The 15564-nt window shown below is 42.1% G+C and carries 16 protein-coding genes, 1 pseudogene and 1 other annotated feature (1 of these 18 running past the window's edge); of the genes and pseudogenes, 15 read left to right on the forward strand and 2 right to left on the reverse strand.

Annotated elements, in window-relative coordinates:
• Window positions 1-41: a binding site (T-box leader), on the forward strand (it extends 190 nt beyond the left edge of the window).
• A gap of 61 nt (window positions 42-102) precedes the next feature.
• Together trpB and HMPREF9960_RS07885 are read left to right on the forward strand one after the other, a co-directional pair.
• Complete coding sequence (trpB, locus tag HMPREF9960_RS07880) at window positions 103-1284, forward strand: tryptophan synthase subunit beta (RefSeq protein WP_005590816.1); 1182 nt, start codon at window positions 103-105, stop codon at window positions 1282-1284.
• A gap of 91 nt (window positions 1285-1375) precedes the next feature.
• Window positions 1376-1939 carry an aminodeoxychorismate/anthranilate synthase component II gene (locus tag HMPREF9960_RS07885; protein WP_005590815.1) on the forward strand — a complete coding sequence of 188 codons (564 nt, stop codon included), beginning with the start codon at window positions 1376-1378 and terminating at the stop codon, window positions 1937-1939.
• On the opposite strand, the gene HMPREF9960_RS07890 is transcribed toward HMPREF9960_RS07885, so the two are convergent.
• Window positions 1928-2590 carry a prepilin peptidase gene (locus tag HMPREF9960_RS07890; RefSeq protein WP_005592419.1) on the reverse strand — a complete coding sequence of 221 codons (663 nt, stop codon included), beginning with the start codon at window positions 2588-2590 and terminating at the stop codon, window positions 1928-1930. The two genes, HMPREF9960_RS07885 and HMPREF9960_RS07890, sit on opposite strands and share 12 nt — an antisense overlap.
• Window positions 2591-2756: 166 nt before the next feature.
• Here HMPREF9960_RS07890 and HMPREF9960_RS07895 point away from each other — a divergent pair, with 166 nt between their 5' ends.
• The 4 genes and pseudogenes from HMPREF9960_RS07895 to HMPREF9960_RS10865 all read left to right on the forward strand — a co-directional run bounded on the left by HMPREF9960_RS07895 (window position 2757) and on the right by HMPREF9960_RS10865 (window position 4434).
• Window positions 2757-3272 (forward strand): Dps family protein, encoded by a 516-nt coding sequence (locus HMPREF9960_RS07895; protein WP_005592380.1) that lies wholly within the window; start codon window positions 2757-2759, stop codon window positions 3270-3272.
• Window positions 3273-3652: 380 nt separating this feature from the next.
• The gene (locus HMPREF9960_RS07900) at window positions 3653-3871 is read left to right on the forward strand and encodes a YqgQ family protein (RefSeq protein ID WP_005590812.1); all 219 of its coding nucleotides are present in this window, start codon (window positions 3653-3655) and stop codon (window positions 3869-3871) included.
• Window position 3872: 1 nt separating this feature from the next.
• A complete protein-coding gene (locus tag HMPREF9960_RS07905; protein ID WP_005590811.1) occupies window positions 3873-4253 on the forward strand; it encodes a rhodanese-like domain-containing protein in 381 nt (126 codons plus the stop codon).
• Window positions 4192-4434 (forward strand): annotated as a pseudogene (locus HMPREF9960_RS10865) (DUF4190 domain-containing protein). Before HMPREF9960_RS07905 ends, HMPREF9960_RS10865 begins: the two are co-directional and overlap by 62 nt.
• A gap of 35 nt (window positions 4435-4469) precedes the next feature.
• Here HMPREF9960_RS10865 and HMPREF9960_RS07910 read toward each other — a convergent pair.
• Window positions 4470-5195 carry a 16S rRNA pseudouridine(516) synthase gene (locus tag HMPREF9960_RS07910; RefSeq protein WP_005592400.1) on the reverse strand — a complete coding sequence of 242 codons (726 nt, stop codon included), beginning with the start codon at window positions 5193-5195 and terminating at the stop codon, window positions 4470-4472.
• Between the two features lie 192 nt (window positions 5196-5387).
• On the opposite strand from HMPREF9960_RS07910, the gene typA reads away from it, so the two are divergent.
• From typA to HMPREF9960_RS07955, 9 genes are all read left to right on the forward strand, one after another.
• Entirely contained in the window at window positions 5388-7235 is a 1848-nt protein-coding gene (typA, locus tag HMPREF9960_RS07915; RefSeq protein ID WP_005590809.1) for a translational GTPase TypA, read from the forward strand.
• A 34-nt stretch (window positions 7236-7269) separates the two neighbouring features.
• Window positions 7270-7527 carry a DUF3165 family protein gene (locus HMPREF9960_RS07920; RefSeq protein WP_005590808.1) on the forward strand — a complete coding sequence of 86 codons (258 nt, stop codon included), beginning with the start codon at window positions 7270-7272 and terminating at the stop codon, window positions 7525-7527.
• Between the two features lie 394 nt (window positions 7528-7921).
• The gene (gene murD, locus HMPREF9960_RS07925) at window positions 7922-9274 is read left to right on the forward strand and encodes a UDP-N-acetylmuramoyl-L-alanine--D-glutamate ligase (RefSeq protein ID WP_005592370.1); all 1353 of its coding nucleotides are present in this window, start codon (window positions 7922-7924) and stop codon (window positions 9272-9274) included.
• 1 nt (window position 9275) lies between these two features.
• Complete coding sequence (locus HMPREF9960_RS07930) at window positions 9276-10346, forward strand: UDP-N-acetylglucosamine--N-acetylmuramyl-(pentapeptide) pyrophosphoryl-undecaprenol N-acetylglucosamine transferase (protein ID WP_005590806.1); 1071 nt, start codon at window positions 9276-9278, stop codon at window positions 10344-10346.
• Window positions 10343-11539, forward strand: coding sequence for a cell division protein FtsQ/DivIB (locus tag HMPREF9960_RS07935; protein WP_005590805.1), 1197 nt, complete (start codon window positions 10343-10345; stop codon window positions 11537-11539). Before HMPREF9960_RS07930 ends, HMPREF9960_RS07935 begins: the two co-directional genes overlap by 4 nt.
• Before the next feature lie 123 nt (window positions 11540-11662).
• On the forward strand, window positions 11663-13027 hold the full coding sequence (ftsA, locus tag HMPREF9960_RS07940; protein ID WP_005592428.1) for a cell division protein FtsA: 1365 nt from the start codon (window positions 11663-11665) through the stop codon (window positions 13025-13027).
• Window positions 13028-13043: 16 nt separating this feature from the next.
• Window positions 13044-14309: a cell division protein FtsZ gene (ftsZ, locus tag HMPREF9960_RS07945; RefSeq protein WP_005590803.1), complete on the forward strand. Its 1266-nt coding sequence runs from the start codon at window positions 13044-13046 to the stop codon at window positions 14307-14309.
• Window positions 14310-14313: 4 nt separating this feature from the next.
• On the forward strand, window positions 14314-14985 hold the full coding sequence (locus tag HMPREF9960_RS07950) for a YggS family pyridoxal phosphate-dependent enzyme (RefSeq protein ID WP_005590802.1): 672 nt from the start codon (window positions 14314-14316) through the stop codon (window positions 14983-14985).
• Between the two features lie 9 nt (window positions 14986-14994).
• Window positions 14995-15561, forward strand: a complete 567-nt coding sequence (locus HMPREF9960_RS07955; RefSeq protein ID WP_005590801.1) for a cell division protein SepF — start codon at window positions 14995-14997, stop codon at window positions 15559-15561.
• The last annotated feature ends 3 nt before the right edge of the window (window positions 15562-15564 follow it).

Genomic DNA, 15564 nt, shown 5'->3' on the forward strand with positions numbered 1-15564 from the left:
GCTCCATAATTGAGGTGGCACCGCGATTTTACGCCCTCACACAGATTTTTTCTGTGTGTGGGCTTTTGTTTTGCTTGAAAATAAAGAAAAGAGGAAATCAAGATGACAGAAACTAAAGGATATTTTGGACAATTCGGCGGCTCCTTTGTACCGGAGCCTATCCAGGCCTTGCTGGATGAATTAGAAGCGACTTTTGAGAAGTATAAGGATGACCCAGAATTTTTAAATGAATACCGACATTATTTGGCGGATTATTCAGGCCGGGAGACTCCGCTCTATTACGCAGAAAGTCTGACTCAGCATCTGGGCGGAGCTAAGATTTATCTGAAGCGGGAAGACCTCAATCATCTGGGCTCCCATAAGCTTAATAATGTTTTGGGGCAGATTCTTCTAGCTAAGCGGATGGGCAAGACCCGAGTCATCGCTGAAACTGGAGCTGGCCAGCATGGTGTGGCAACTGCGGCAGCCGCAGCTAAGTTTGGTATGAAGTGCGATGTCTACATGGGAGCAGAAGATGTAGAACGTCAACGCCTCAATGTCTTCCGCATGGAAATGATGGGAGCGACTGTTCACGCTGTGGAAACAGGGACCAAAACCCTCAAGGATGCAGTGGATGCAGCCTTTGGGGCTTGGATGAATGATTTGGAAGCCTTCTATGTCTTGGGGTCGGCTGTCGGACCTCACCCCTATCCGACGATTGTCCATGAGTTCCAAAAGGTGATCAGTGAAGAATCTCGCCGGCAGATTTTGGACAAGGAAGGCCGCTTGCCAGACTATGTCATTGCCTGTGTAGGTGGCGGATGCAATGCTATCGGCGCTTTCTCTCAGTATGTGGCGGATGAAGAAGTCAAGCTGGTTGGTGTTGAAGCGGCTGGGCGGGGCCTTAATACAGACCAGCATGCGGCGACCATGACCAAGGGAAGCGTCGGAGTAGTGGACGGTATGAAGACTTACGCTGTCTTTGCTGAAGATGGTCAGGTCGCACCAGTTTACTCCATTTCAGCAGGCTTGGACTATCCTGGAGTTGGTCCCGAACATGCTTTCTTTAAAGATTCCGGACGAGTAGAATACGTGGCCGCGACAGATGATGAAGCTGTGGATGCCTTGCTTCTCTTGACACAAAAGGAAGGCATTTTGCCGGCAATCGAAAGCTCTCATGCCATTGCTGAAGCGATTAAGCGAGCTCCGCAATTGTCGTCTGACCAAATCATCATTATCAATGTATCTGGTCGTGGAGACAAGGATGTGGCAGCCATTGCCGACTATCTAGAAAAACGAAAATAAAATACCCAGTAGCAGAATAATACAATCTCTCCCCTAAGAGAGTCTGTGGTGCTGGGCAGACCAACTCTATGGTCAATATAGGAGATATGCAGTGATATTACTAATTGATAATTATGATTCTTTTACCTACAATTTAGCTCAGTATATCAGCCATTTCGCAGAAGTTAAGGTTTTGCGAAATGATGATGCTGGCCTCTATCAAGCAGCAGAAGAAGCTGATGCTTTGGTTCTGTCTCCAGGTCCAGGCTGGCCTGCAGATGCAGGGCGGATGGAAGAAGTGATCCGTGATTTTGCTGGCAATAAACCGATTTTAGGTATTTGTCTGGGGCACCAAGCTATTGCAGAAGTATTTGGCGGAAAGCTAGGCTTGGCTCCCAAAGTCATGCACGGCAAGCAAAGTATTCTGCGCTTTGAGGGAAAATCTCCTATTTATCAAGGGATAGAGGATGGGCAGCCAGTCATGCGTTATCATTCGATTTTGATTGAGGAGATGCCAGAGGACTTTGAAGTGACGGCTCGGGCAGCTGATGATAACTCGATCATGGCCATTCAGCACAAGCGCCTACCCATTTATGGATTTCAGTATCATCCAGAAAGTATTGGCACGCCGGACGGCTTGTCGTCCATCAAGAATTTTATTGATTTAGTAAAATAGCCATAGTTTATAGCAAATAACGACCGCCGCGCCAAACAAAAGACAGGGTACAAAAGCCAGCCTGTCTTTTTTCTTTTTAAAGCAGAAACAGGCGAGGCCAGAGAAGCAAGCAATTTGGATGAGAATGAGAATTTCTGTCAGGCTGAAAATGGCTGAGCAGGAAGCAAGAAAGAGAAAGTCGCCGGCACCGATGCGAAGATCATAAAAGAAGGCTAGAAGTCCTAGGAACAAAAAGAAAAGCATGAGAAGATTGATACCCGATGTCGCCATCAGCAAGAACTGAAAAATCAGCCAGATTAGAAGAGGGTATTCTTGCTCACGCTGATCGTAGATAGCTAGGGTCAAGCCCATCGTTAGCAGTAAGAGCTGGGCTAGTGAAAGATAGCCTAAGCTCCAGCTTAGAAAAAGTAAACCCAGCACTAACTCAAAAGCAGCATACCAGACAGGCAGCTGGATCTTGCAGAAACGGCAGCGGAAGCCATTAAGCAACTGAGACAGGATTGGGACCAAATCCCGTGCTTTGAGTATCTGCTTGCAGTTGTCACAGTGGCTGCTTGGTGAGATGATGGATTGTTCTGGGAAGCGGTCAATAACTAAGCCTAGAAAGGAGGCCAGAACCGTTCCGACTAGAAAAAAGTATAGATGAATCATACTTGTTTATTCGTGATTTTAAGTAGAAAAATTTTGAAATTTTACAACTTTTCTAATAAAGTAAAATTTTGAGTTTTAATACTTGACTTTCTTAATTAGAAGCATTATAATTAAAACATAATCAATAAAGATTAGAATGATTACAAATAAAAAGAGAGGTATCATTATGACTCAAGTAAAACATGGCGCTGCAGCAGATGTAGCAACTTTCACTAACCAAAATTCTTTACCAAAAACAAAAGTAGTTCTTAACCAAGTAGTTTCAGATCTTTATACAGCTCGTATCGCTCTTCACCAAGTTCACTGGTATATGCGTGGTGCAGGCTTCATGGTATGGCATCCAAAAATGGACGAATACATGGATACAATTGATGAAACCTTGGATGAAGTCAGCGAACGCTTGATTACTCTAGGTGGCAAGCCTTATTCAACTCTGACAGAGTTTATCCAACACAGCAAGATTGAAGAAAAAGCTGGCGAATTCAGCAAGAATGTTGAAGAAAGCTTGGAGCGCGTGATTGAAATTTTCCGTTATCTGACAGATCTTTACCAAGAAGCTCTGGATGTGACGGATGAAGAAGGCGACGATGTGACCAACGATATCTTCGTTGGAGCTAAGGCAGACCTTGAAAAGACGATCTGGATGTTGACAGCTGAGCTTGGCCAAGCACCAGGTTTGTAAAATGATGTTTAAAGAGGCTGGGACAAAAGTCCTAGCCTCTAAATTGTCTTTGGATTGTCGAGCAAGACGCAGTGGCTGAGTGGGCTCTACTACGCTGATTTCATCAACTTTTACAGCCCTACTCAACTGTGCGGAGGTGGGACGACGAAATCGAATTCTAACGAATTACCGATTTCTGTCCCACTCTCTGTTTTTTCTTAAGGATTGTTTAAGCTTCTTCCTTTATACTAAGACTATCAAATGAAGACCTCCTAACTTTGTTTGATAGAACTCCTAAACTTTTCTTTTTCATAATAATCTCCTGAAAAGGCAGCCTCTGTGGCTGTCTTTTCTGTTTTGTCATCTTGAAAACTTTGCTAAAATCTGATAAAATATAGCTCATGAAAACACTCTATGATGTGCAGCAATTTCTTAAAAATTTCGGGATCATTATCTATATGGGCAAGCGTCTTTATGATATTGAGATGATGAAAATTGAGCTGGAGCGGATTTACGATGCTGGCCTGATGGATAAGCTTGATTATCTGGAGGCTGAGGCGGTTCTTCGCAGAGAACATCAAGTAGAGTTAAAGTATTTAGAAGATAAAGGGAGAAACTAGAATGGGAATTTGGATTTTATGGGCAATCTTGCTGGGAATGTTGGCTTGGATGGGCTTCAATTATTTCCGTATTCGTCGTGCAGCTAAGGTGGTAGATAATAGTGAGTTTGAAGCTTTGATTCGTCAAGGGCAATTGATTGACCTGCGTGATCCATCGGATTTCCATCGCAAGCATATCTTGGGGGCGCGCAATATTCCGTCTCAACAGCTCAAGTCTAGTATCAATGCACTTCGCAAAGACAAACCAGTTCTTCTTTATGAAAATAGCCGTGGGCAACGTGTGACCAATGCGGCAATCTACTTGAAAAAGCAAGGTTTTAATGATATTTATATCCTGTCTTACGGCCTCGATTCTTGGAGTGGTAAGGTTAAGACAAGTTGATTCTTTTTATAATTTAATTGGCCTTGTTTTAGATATTATCGGTCTGATTTTGGGCAATTCTCATTAAAAAGAAACTCAATTAGATTATAAAACAGAAAGAATTCTTATTATCGTCGGTATTGTCATTTCTGTCATCAACTGGATTGCAGGATTTCTTCTGACTATGAATGGATTTATGTAATAAATAATAAAAAGGCTTGAATAAGCCTTTTTGTTTTACCAGGTTTGTTCCAAATAGCCTTTGATAATCTCGAGTTCGGAAGGATTCAGCGGTCGATAACTGCCTTCTGTTAGATTGGGATCCAGCTGAAAATCACCGAAATGAGTGCGTTTGAGATAGGTGACTTTGACACCAACTGCTAGAAACATTTTCTTGACCTGATGAAATTTCCCTTCAGAAATGGTAACTGAGGCGGTGGAGTGCTCGGGGCTAGTCGTGTGAATCTGAAGTTGGGCAGGCTTGCAACGAGTGCCATCCAGAAAAACAATTCCTTGCTGAAAAGCGATTGTGGCTTCTTGGTCAAGAGGACCGTTGACTTCGACATAGTAGGTCTTTGCAATATGGTATTGTGGATGGAGGAGTTGAAATCCCAGTGGTCCATTATCTGTAATAAGGAGAAGGCCACGTGTGTCGCGATCCAAACGGCCGATGGCGTAAAGTTGGTCATTAAAATCTTCTGGGGCAATTAGCTCTAGGACAGTCAGCTTGTCTGCGTCAGAATTGGCAGTGACAGCACCAGCGGGCTTGTTCATCAGAAAATAACGATGGGCTAGGTGGTTTAAAGTTTTACCAGCCAGGCTAATGGATTGGAGGCCACTATCGACATTTTGACTGAGGGAGCGAGCTGCTTGACCGTCAATTACAATCTGCCTTAGTCGCAGTTTTTGTTTCATCTCTTTCCGGCTAATCTTAGCTAGGGCTAAGAATTTATCAAGGCGCATGAGTTTTCCTTTCAACGGTTTGGATCGATTCTTTTTTCTTTTTATCATACACTTTCGGAAGTAAAATTGCAAAAATGACTACAGTTTACGATTTACCTATGAAAACATTTACACTTGGTTGGCCCGTGTTTTTTGGAAAAAACTATGTTATAATTTTTAGTTGGAAATAAATAATAAGATTTAGAGGAAATCATGACAAAATTAAGAGAAGATATCCGTAACATTGCGATTATCGCCCACGTTGACCATGGGAAAACAACCCTCGTTGACGAATTATTGAAACAATCTGAAACTCTTGATGCACGTACTGAATTGGCAGAGCGCGCTATGGACTCAAACGATATCGAAAAAGAGCGTGGAATTACCATCCTTGCTAAAAATACAGCCGTTGCCTACAACGGAACTCGTATCAACATCATGGATACGCCAGGACACGCGGACTTCGGTGGAGAAGTTGAGCGTATTATGAAAATGGTTGACGGTGTTGTTTTGGTTGTAGATGCCTACGAAGGAACCATGCCACAAACTCGTTTCGTATTGAAAAAGGCCTTAGAACAAGATCTTGTCCCAATTGTTGTTGTCAACAAAATTGATAAACCATCAGCTCGTCCAGCAGAAGTAGTGGACGAAGTATTGGAGCTCTTTATTGAGCTTGGTGCAGATGATGACCAGCTTGACTTCCCAGTGGTGTATGCTTCAGCTATCAATGGAACTTCTTCACTTTCTGACGATCCTGCTGATCAAGAAAAAACAATGGCACCAATCTTTGATACCATTATCGACCATATCCCAGCTCCAGTAGATAACTCAGATGAGCCTTTGCAGTTCCAAGTGTCACTTTTGGACTACAATGACTTCGTTGGACGTATCGGTATCGGTCGTGTCTTCCGTGGTAGTGTGAAAGTTGGGGACCAAGTTACCCTTTCTAAACTAGACGGCACAACGAAGAACTTCCGTGTTACAAAACTCTTCGGTTTCTTTGGTTTGGAACGTCGTGAAATCCAAGAAGCAAAAGCGGGTGACTTGATTGCCGTATCAGGTATGGAAGACATCTTTGTCGGTGAAACTATCACTCCGACAGACGCTGTTGAAGCTCTTCCAATCCTACACATCGATGAGCCTACTCTGCAGATGACCTTCTTGGTTAATAACTCACCATTTGCTGGTCGTGAAGGAAAATGGGTAACTTCTCGTAAGGTTGAAGAACGCTTGCAAGCAGAATTGCAGACAGACGTATCCCTTCGTGTTGATCCAACAGATTCACCAGATAAGTGGACAGTTTCAGGTCGTGGAGAATTGCATTTGTCAATCCTGATCGAAACCATGCGTCGTGAGGGATATGAACTTCAAGTATCTCGTCCAGAAGTTATCGTAAAAGAAATCGATGGCGTTAAATGCGAGCCATTTGAACGTGTTCAAATCGATACTCCAGAAGAATACCAAGGTTCTGTAATCCAAAGCCTTTCTGAACGTAAGGGTGAAATGTTGGATATGATTTCAACTGGTAATGGTCAAACTCGTTTGGTCTTCCTTGTTCCAGCGCGTGGTCTGATTGGATACTCAACTGAGTTCTTGTCAATGACTCGTGGTTACGGTATCATGAACCATACCTTCGACCAATACTTGCCATTGATTCCAGGTGAAATCGGTGGCCGTCACCGTGGTGCCCTCGTTTCTATCGATGCTGGTAAGGCTACAACTTATTCAATCATGTCTATCGAAGAACGTGGTACCATCTTTGTCAACCCAGGTACTGAGGTTTACGAAGGAATGATCATCGGTGAAAACTCTCGTGAAAACGACTTGACAGTTAACATCACTAAGGCGAAACAAATGACCAACGTTCGTTCAGCGACCAAGGACCAAACAGCTGTTATCAAGACACCTCGTATCTTGACACTTGAAGAGTCTCTTGAGTTCTTGAACGACGACGAGTACATGGAAGTAACTCCTGAGTCTATCCGTTTGCGTAAACAAATCTTGAACAAGCAAGAGCGCGAGAAAGCCAATAAAAATAAGAAAAAACAAGCAGCAGAATAAATCATTGAGTTGACTGGTGGTAGAAAGGAGCAGCATGATTTACCTGATTATTGGAATATTAATCCTGCTTTTCTATGTATTTGCCATTCCAACTAGTATTAAGGGAACACTGAATGTCTTGACATTTGTACTTTTGCTGGTTGCCTTGATCATTTTGCTTGCTTTGGCAATTTTTCAAATTTTTAAATTGCCTGGAGAATTATTTGTGAGTATCTTTTTGATTATTATTACAGTGTGGGCCTTGATGGACATCGAGCGTCTAGTACCATCTCAGAAATCAAAAGAACTTTAAACTCATAAACTATAAGGAAGGAATTAGGATTTCAAAGGTCGTGTAGACTTTTGAAATCCTAATTCCTTTTGTTTATCTAAAGCGAGATTCTTTGATGGTGGTTCTGATTGAGTAGAAAGATAATACAGATACCGATGTTTTTCATTTAGAGAAGGCCTAATTTTTTTAAATGCTGTTGACCATCAGTGAGTAGGTCAGGTTTGATAAGGCGCTGGCAATTAAATGTTTTGGATAGTTTTCACTTGTATAAAAATGTTTTTCGAAGATTTCAAAGAGAATAACATTTCTTCTTATTTATTAAAAGCTGATAACAGTTAAAATAAAAGCCTGATATGACTTTTTTATTTTCGCAAAAAAGGTAAAATAGAAGGTAGTATGAATGAAGAGGTACATGATGAAGACTATTTCAAAATTTGCCAATAAGAAAGTTTTGGTGTTGGGTTTAGCTAAATCTGGGGAGTCAGCTGCCCGCCTTTTGGATAAGCTTGGAGCGATTGTGACGGTCAATGACGGCAAGCCTTTCGAGGAAAATCCAGCAGCCCAATCTTTGCTAGAAGAAGGAATTAAGGTCGTGACAGGTGGTCATCCATTGGAGTTATTGGATGAAGATTTTGAATGGATGGTGAAAAATCCAGGCATTCCTTATAACAATCCTATGGTCATGAGGGCTTTGGAAAAGCAGATTCCTGTCATTACCGAAGTGGAGCTGGCTTATCTGATTTCAGATGCGCCGATTATCGGCATTACCGGCTCAAATGGAAAAACCACGACCACGACCATGATTGCGGAAGTGCTAACAGCAGGTGGTCAAAATGGTCTTTTGTCTGGAAATATCGGATTTCCAGCTAGTCAAGTTGCCCAAGATGCGAGTGAAACAGACACATTGGTTATGGAACTTTCTTCCTTCCAACTAATGGGAATCGAAGCCTTCCATCCAGAAATAGCAGTGATTACAAATCTGATGCCGACACATCTGGACTATCACGGCTCTTTTGAGGAATATGTGGCAGCCAAGTGGAATATCCAAAAAAATATGACAGCTTCTGACTATGTTGTGTTGAATTTCAATCAAGATTTGGCGAAAGAATTGGCTAAGAAGACGGCTGCCAAAGTGCTTCCTTTTTCAACTAAAGAAAAGGTCGATGGAGCTTACTTGGACGGCGATGTGCTGACTTTCCGTGGGGAAGTCATTATGAAAGCTTCTGAACTAGGCGTTCCTGGTAGCCATAATGTAGAAAACGCTCTAGCAACCATTGCAGTAGCCAAACTTCGTGGGATTGACAATCAAGTTATTAGAGAAACTATGGCTCATTTTGGTGGTGTCAAGCATCGTCTCCAGTATGTGGGCGAAATCAATCAAGTCAAATTTTACAATGACAGTAAATCAACTAATATTTTAGCGACACAAAAAGCTTTGTCAGGCTTTGACAATAGCAAGGTCATTCTGATTGCTGGTGGTCTGGATCGTGGTAATGAATTTGATGAATTGGTGCCAGATATCAAGGGCCTGAAAAAGATGGTGATTTTGGGAGAATCGGCTGCGCGTGTTAAGCGGGCTGCGGATCAGGCAGAAGTGAGCTATCTGGACGCTTCAGATGTCAGAGATGCTACTCGCAAAGCCTTTTCTGTGGCGGAGCCTGGGGATGTTGTTCTTCTCAGTCCAGCCAATGCCAGCTGGGATATGTATAAGAATTTTGAAGTGCGGGGCGATGAATTCCTTGCCGTGTTTAAAGAATTAAAGGAATAAAATGAAAAAAATAGTATTTACAGGCGGAGGGACAGTTGGCCATGTGACCCTCAATCTTTTGCTGATGCCTAAATTTATCGAAGAGGGCTGGGAAGTCCATTATATCGGTGACCGCCATGGGATTGAGTACAAGGAAATTCAGAAATCAGGTCTACCTGTTGTTTTCCATTCGATTGCAACTGGCAAGCTCCGTCGCTATTTTTCTTGGCAGAATCTTTGGGATGTTTTTAAAGTGGCAGGCGGCATTTTCCAGTCGCTGGGTATTATGTTAAAAGTCCGTCCAAAAGCCCTGTTTTCAAAAGGAGGCTTTGTGTCTGTTCCGCCAGTGATTGCGGCGAAGGTGACAGGCGTTCCAGTTTTTATTCATGAGTCTGACTTGTCGCTTGGTTTGGCCAATAAAATCGGTTATAAATGCGCGACAAAGATGTTCACGACTTTTGAGCAAGCTGAAGGCTTGAGCAAGGCTGAACATGTTGGAGCGGTGACCAAGATTGCGGCCCTCCCTCAAACGGAACCGGCTGAGATTGAGAAAATTAAGGCTCATTTCACAGAAGGAAAACCTACCTTGCTCTTTGTTGGTGGCTCAGGAGGAGCGAAAGTCTTCAATGATTTTATTACCAAAAATAAGGATCGCTTGATTGAAAAATACAATATTATCAATCTGACGGGCGATGCTAGCTTGGATGAACTTTCCCACCGCATCTACCGGGTATCCTATGTGACAGATCTATACCAGCCACTAATGGCTATGGCAGATGTCGTCGTGACACGAGGTGGTTCCAATACTATCTTTGAATTACTTGCTATGAAGAAGTTGCAAGTGATTGTACCTTTGGGGCTTGGGGCAAGTCGAGGAGATCAGATTGAAAATGCCAACTACTTCTTGGAAAAAGGCTATGCGCTTAAAATCAATGAAGAAAACTTGAATCGGGTCAATCTCCAAGTAGCAGTGGATGATTTACTAAGAGAAAAGGATGCTTATTATCAACGAATGGAAAAAGCGCCGGAATTAAAATCTGTAGATGATTTTTATGAAATTTTGAAGCAAGATATTAACAAAGGGAAAAAATGAAAAAAAGCAAGGAAGACAAGCAAGAAACGGCTCAACTTTCTCTTTCTGAATGGCAAGTCAGAAACAAAGAGTATCTTGAGAAAAAAGCTCAAGAAAAGGCAAAAAAGCAAGCTGAGTTAGAGAAAAAAAGAGCTGAACTAGAGCAGAAAAAAGAAGAAATGAAGGCGGAACTGGAAAATCAGAAGCCTTCTAATGAAAAAGATATAGTCTCCGAAGAAATTGACACAGACTCTCCTACAAGTGAAGAAGAAACTGCAGTTCAAGATTCTGAAAGTGAGTCTGAAGTTGAGGAGCAAGATGAAGCTGAAGCTCAGGACCAAGAGCAAGATGAAGAAGAAGTAGAGCAGCTTGAGCTACCAAAAGTTCCAATTGAGAAAATCCACTGGTATCGAGCTTTGCCAGTTTTAGTGACAAGCTCCCTGGTTTTTTTAGCTTCCCTTTATTTTCTCACACCGCTGGCAACTATGAAGACCATTGAATTTACAGGAAACAAGGTAGTGAGTCAGGAGGAGCTAAGAAGCAGTAGCAAAATCGATCAGCGCGATTACACTGTCACTGTTTACAAAAATCGCCATCATTACGAGAAAAATCTGAAAGCTTCCAGCCCTTGGATTGAAAATGTAGAGATGACCTATCAATTTCCGCTGACTTTCAAAATCGATGTTCAGGAATATGGCATTTTAGGTTATTTGCAGAAAGATTCTAAGTATTATCCTATTTTAACGAGTGGAGAATACGTAAAAAATGAGGTTGCGGCTGATGCCTTGCCCGAAGAGCGGATGGATGTGACCTTTTCGGATGCAGGCTTGATCAAGGAATTCGTTCAACAACTGAAGAATGTTCCTGATTCGATCAAAAAAAGTATGAGAAGGGTTGATTTAACTCCTAGCAAGGTGACAGAAGATTTAGTGACCATCACCATGTCTGATGAACACCAAATTTTAGTTCCAATTTCTCATATTGCTAAGAAACTTCCCTACTATGAAGGAATTCATCCTCAGTTGGAAGTGCCAAGCGTGATCGATATGGAGGCTGGTATTTTTAGCTATGCGCAAGGCACAGAAAATGAAGTTATCCATGAAGCTAGTAACGATGCGCAAGATACAGAATCTTCAACTCAACATGCAGAGCAATCTACCGAGCATCCTGCTCAATCTCAGGCAGAAAAGCCAGAGATTTCTGAAAATAACTAATTATTATAGATAAAAAACTGCGCCAATTTCGTATTTTTATGATATAATAAAGTTTGGATAACCCTATTTTCTAGAGTTATTTGTATTAGAATGGAAACGTGGAAGACAGAGAGGACTGATGTAATGGCTAGAGATGGCTTTTTTACTGGATTAGATATAGGAAGTAGCACAATTAAAGTGTTGGTGGCAGAGCACATCAACGGTGAAATGAATGTTATTGGAGTCAGCAATGCAAAGAGTGCTGGCGTTAAAGATGGGATTATTGTCGATATTGAAGCAGCAGCAGCAGCTATTAAGTCAGCAATTTCTCAAGCAGAGGAAAAAGCGGGGATTTCAATTGGACTAGTGAATGTTGGCTTGCCTGCAAATCTACTGCAAATTGAGCCAACTCAAGGAATGATTCCTGTGACTAGTGACTCCAAAGAAATTACCGATGAAGATGTCGAGAGCGTTGTAAGATCTGCCTTGACCAAGAGCATGACTCCTGACCGTGAAGTGATTACCTTCATTCCAGAAGAGTTTGTTGTTGATGGCTTCCAAGGTATCCGTGACCCTCGTGGCATGATGGGAATTCGCTTAGAAATGCGTGGCCTGCTCTACACGGGTCCTCGTACAATCCTGCATAATCTCCGTAAAACAGTGGAGCGTGCAGGAGTGAAATTGGAGAATATTATCATTTCTCCTTTAGCGATGACAAAATCCATCTTGAATGAAGGAGAACGGGAGTTTGGTGCGACAGTCATTGATATGGGTGGCGGACAAACTACAGTTGCCTCTGTAAAAAATCAAGAATTACAATTTACCAATATCTATCAAGAAGGCGGCGACTATGTCACAAAAGACATTTCAAAAGTCTTGAAAACTTCTCAGAAATTGGCAGAAAGCTTGAAATTTAACTATGGTGTAGCTTATGTACCATTTGCAGGCACAGAATCTTTCCCAGTTGAAGTCATCGGGGAAGTTAATCCAGTTGAAATAACAGAAACCTATCTAGCTGAAATCATCTCTGCTCGTATCAAACATGTTTTTGAACAAATCAAGCAAGATTTAGATAGAAGACACGTGTTAGATCTTCCTGGTGGTATCGTCATCGTTGGTGGTGGAGCGATCTTGCCTGGCGTTGTAGAATTAGCTCAGGAAGTATTTGGTGTTCACGCTAAATTATATGTACCAAATCAAATCGGTATCCGTAATCCAGCTTTTGCCCACGTGATTAGTCTTTCAGAGTATGCTGGTAATCTGACCGAAGTGGATAGAATTGCGCAAGCTGCTGTTCGTGGAGACGAGCAGTTGCGTCATCAAGCAACTAGCTTTGAACGTCCAAGTCATAGAGTACCTCGCTTTGATCATCAGCCGGTTGAACCAGTTCAACCAGTTCAAGAGGTGGAACCAGAAATTGCACCGCTTAGAAATGAAGAACCGCAAGAGGAACCAAAGGCTAGTCTTACAGATAAGATGCGCAATTTAATTGGTAATATGTTTGAGTAAGGAGAATAAATAGATTATGACATTTTCATTTGATGCGGCTGCAGCACAAGGCGCAGTCATTAAAGTAATTGGTGTCGGCGGTGGCGGCGGAAACGCTATTAACCGTATGATAGATGAAGGTCTTGCTGGTGTAGAATTTATCGCAGCAAATACAGATGTGCAAGCACTTAGCAGTGCAAAAGCAGAAACGGTTATCCAGCTTGGTCCTAAGTTGACTCGTGGTCTGGGTGCTGGAGGTCAACCTGAGGTTGGTCGAAAAGCAGCAGAAGAAAGCGAAGAAGTTTTAACAGAAGCCCTTCAAGGTGCAGACATGGTCTTTATCACTGCTGGTATGGGTGGTGGCTCTGGTACAGGTGCTGCACCAGTTATTGCTCGCATTGCTAAATCAGTAGGCGCCCTAACTGTAGCAGTTGTAACACGTCCATTTGGCTTTGAAGGAAGCAAGCGTGGTAATTTTGCCGTTGAAGGAATCAATGAACTGCGTGAACATGTAGATACTCTTTTGATAATTTCAAACAACAACCTTTTGGAAATTGTTGACAAGAAAACTCCGCTTCTCGAAGCCTTGAGTGAAGCTGATAACGTATTGCGCCAAGGGGTTCAGGGTATTACTGACTTGATTACTAGTCCTGGCTTGATCAACCTTGACTTTGCAGACGTGAAGACTGTTATGGAAAACAAAGGTAATGCTTTGATGGGTATCGGTATCGGAAGCGGTGAAGAACGTGTTATCGAAGCAGCTCGCAAAGCTATCTACTCTCCACTTCTTGAGACAACTATTGACGGTGCAGAAGACGTGATCGTCAACGTTACTGGTGGCCTAGATATGACCTTGATTGAAGCGGAAGAAGCTTCTGAAATCGTTAATCAGGCAGCTGGTCATGGTGTCAACATCTGGCTTGGTACTTCGATTGATGAATCTATGAAGGATGAAATCCGTGTAACTGTTGTTGCAACAGGTGTTAAAGAGGATAGGGTTGATAAGGTAAGTGGATTGCAAGGCGTTAAACCTGCGAGCCGAGCTGAGCAAGTACGCTCAGCACAGTCATCTGCTCATTATGATCGAAACTTCGATATGGCAGAAACAAGAGAAATGCCAGCTCCTTCTCATCGCTCAACTGTAGAAACTTCTAGAGCTTCAGCCTTTGGAGATTGGGATTTACGTCGTGAATCAATCGTTCGTCAAGCAGAACCTGTGCCTTCTAGCCGTGTAGAGCGCTTTACAGATATTAAGGAAGAAGATGACGAACTTGAAACACCGCCATTCTTTAGAAATCGCTAATTAAATGGATTTTCAAGTAAATAAAGATTTAATTTTTCAAAATGTTGCTCAAATAGTTGAAAAAGAAAATCGATTGAAGGACTCCGTAAACATTATTGCGGTTACCAAGTATGTTGACTGTGAAACAGCGAAAAAACTCGTGGATACAGGAATCAAACATATTGGAGAAAATCGAGTAGATAAGTTTCTTGAAAAATATCATGCTTTAAAGGAAGAAAACCTTACTTGGCATTTGATTGGTAGTTTGCAGAGAAGGAAAGTAAAAGATGTGATCAACTATGTTGATTATTTCCATGCTTTAGACTCTGTCAAATTGGCTCAAGAAATCAACAAGCGAGCGGATCATGTGATTAATTGTTTCTTGCAAGTCAATATTTCAAAAGAAGAAAGCAAGCACGGTTTTTTAGTTGAAGAACTAGATAGTGTTTTACCAGAGCTTGCAGCCTTAGAAAATATTTGCATTGTTGGCCTGATGACCATGGCTCCACTCGAAGCTGATCATCAAGAGCTGAATCAGATTTTTTCAGAGGCACATCAGCTTCAATTAAACTTACAAAGCAAACAGTTAAAAAACATGCCCTTTTCTGATTTGAGTATGGGAATGAGCCGTGACTATCCCGAAGCGATTGCCAACGGCTCAACCTATGTCAGAATCGGAACAGCATTTTTTAAATAGGAAAGAACTATGTCATTTAAAGATAAATTTGATAAATTTATAGAATACTTTACAGAAGATGGAGAAAAGTCTGACTTACCAGTACAGCCTTTAGATGAATCTGATTCTGTTTTGAAGCCTGCAGAGATCGAGCCAGTTCCGGCTGCATCAGCAAAGGAAAGCGCACGTACTCGTTCAGTTTCTTCACAAGTCCAACAAAAACCGGCAACGGAAAACATCACTAGATTGCATGCTCGCCAACAAGAACTGGCTCAGCATCGAGTGAAATCTAGTGAGAAGGTTACGATTGATGTTCGCTATCCGAAAAAATATGAGGAAGCGACAGAGGTTGTTGATTTACTTGTGGCGAATGAGAGTATCTTAATTGATTTTCAATATATGACGGAGGTACAAGCAAGACGTTGCTTGGATTATCTTGATGGGGCACGCTATGTTTTGGCTGGGAACTTGAGAAAAGTTGCGAGTACCATGTACTTGCTTACTCCAATCAATGTTGTCGTCAATGTAGAAGATATTCGCCTTCCCAACGATGTGGATCTGAGTGAATACGATTTTGATATGAAACGCAGCAGATAATTA

This window comes from Streptococcus cristatus ATCC 51100 (assembly GCF_000222765.1).
Classification (GTDB): Bacteria; Bacillota; Bacilli; order Lactobacillales; family Streptococcaceae; genus Streptococcus; species Streptococcus cristatus.

What these genes read in the sequence shown, in the direction of transcription:
- trpB (WP_005590816.1), top strand. Translation starts at nt 103, where the DNA reads ATGACAGAAACTAAAGGATATTTTGGACAATTCGGCGGCTCCTTTGTA.
- HMPREF9960_RS07890 (WP_005592419.1), bottom strand. Translation starts at nt 2,590, where the DNA reads ATGATTCATCTATACTTTTTTCTAGTCGGAACGGTTCTGGCCTCCTTT.
- HMPREF9960_RS07895 (WP_005592380.1), top strand. Translation starts at nt 2,757, where the DNA reads ATGACTCAAGTAAAACATGGCGCTGCAGCAGATGTAGCAACTTTCACT.
- HMPREF9960_RS07900 (WP_005590812.1), top strand. Translation starts at nt 3,653, where the DNA reads ATGAAAACACTCTATGATGTGCAGCAATTTCTTAAAAATTTCGGGATC.
- HMPREF9960_RS07905 (WP_005590811.1), top strand. Translation starts at nt 3,873, where the DNA reads ATGGGAATTTGGATTTTATGGGCAATCTTGCTGGGAATGTTGGCTTGG.
- HMPREF9960_RS07910 (WP_005592400.1), bottom strand. Translation starts at nt 5,195, where the DNA reads ATGCGCCTTGATAAATTCTTAGCCCTAGCTAAGATTAGCCGGAAAGAG.
- typA (WP_005590809.1), top strand. Translation starts at nt 5,388, where the DNA reads ATGACAAAATTAAGAGAAGATATCCGTAACATTGCGATTATCGCCCAC.
- HMPREF9960_RS07920 (WP_005590808.1), top strand. Translation starts at nt 7,270, where the DNA reads ATGATTTACCTGATTATTGGAATATTAATCCTGCTTTTCTATGTATTT.
- murD (WP_005592370.1), top strand. Translation starts at nt 7,922, where the DNA reads ATGAAGACTATTTCAAAATTTGCCAATAAGAAAGTTTTGGTGTTGGGT.
- HMPREF9960_RS07930 (WP_005590806.1), top strand. Translation starts at nt 9,276, where the DNA reads ATGAAAAAAATAGTATTTACAGGCGGAGGGACAGTTGGCCATGTGACC.
- HMPREF9960_RS07935 (WP_005590805.1), top strand. Translation starts at nt 10,343, where the DNA reads ATGAAAAAAAGCAAGGAAGACAAGCAAGAAACGGCTCAACTTTCTCTT.
- ftsA (WP_005592428.1), top strand. Translation starts at nt 11,663, where the DNA reads ATGGCTAGAGATGGCTTTTTTACTGGATTAGATATAGGAAGTAGCACA.
- ftsZ (WP_005590803.1), top strand. Translation starts at nt 13,044, where the DNA reads ATGACATTTTCATTTGATGCGGCTGCAGCACAAGGCGCAGTCATTAAA.
- HMPREF9960_RS07950 (WP_005590802.1), top strand. Translation starts at nt 14,314, where the DNA reads ATGGATTTTCAAGTAAATAAAGATTTAATTTTTCAAAATGTTGCTCAA.
- HMPREF9960_RS07955 (WP_005590801.1), top strand. Translation starts at nt 14,995, where the DNA reads ATGTCATTTAAAGATAAATTTGATAAATTTATAGAATACTTTACAGAA.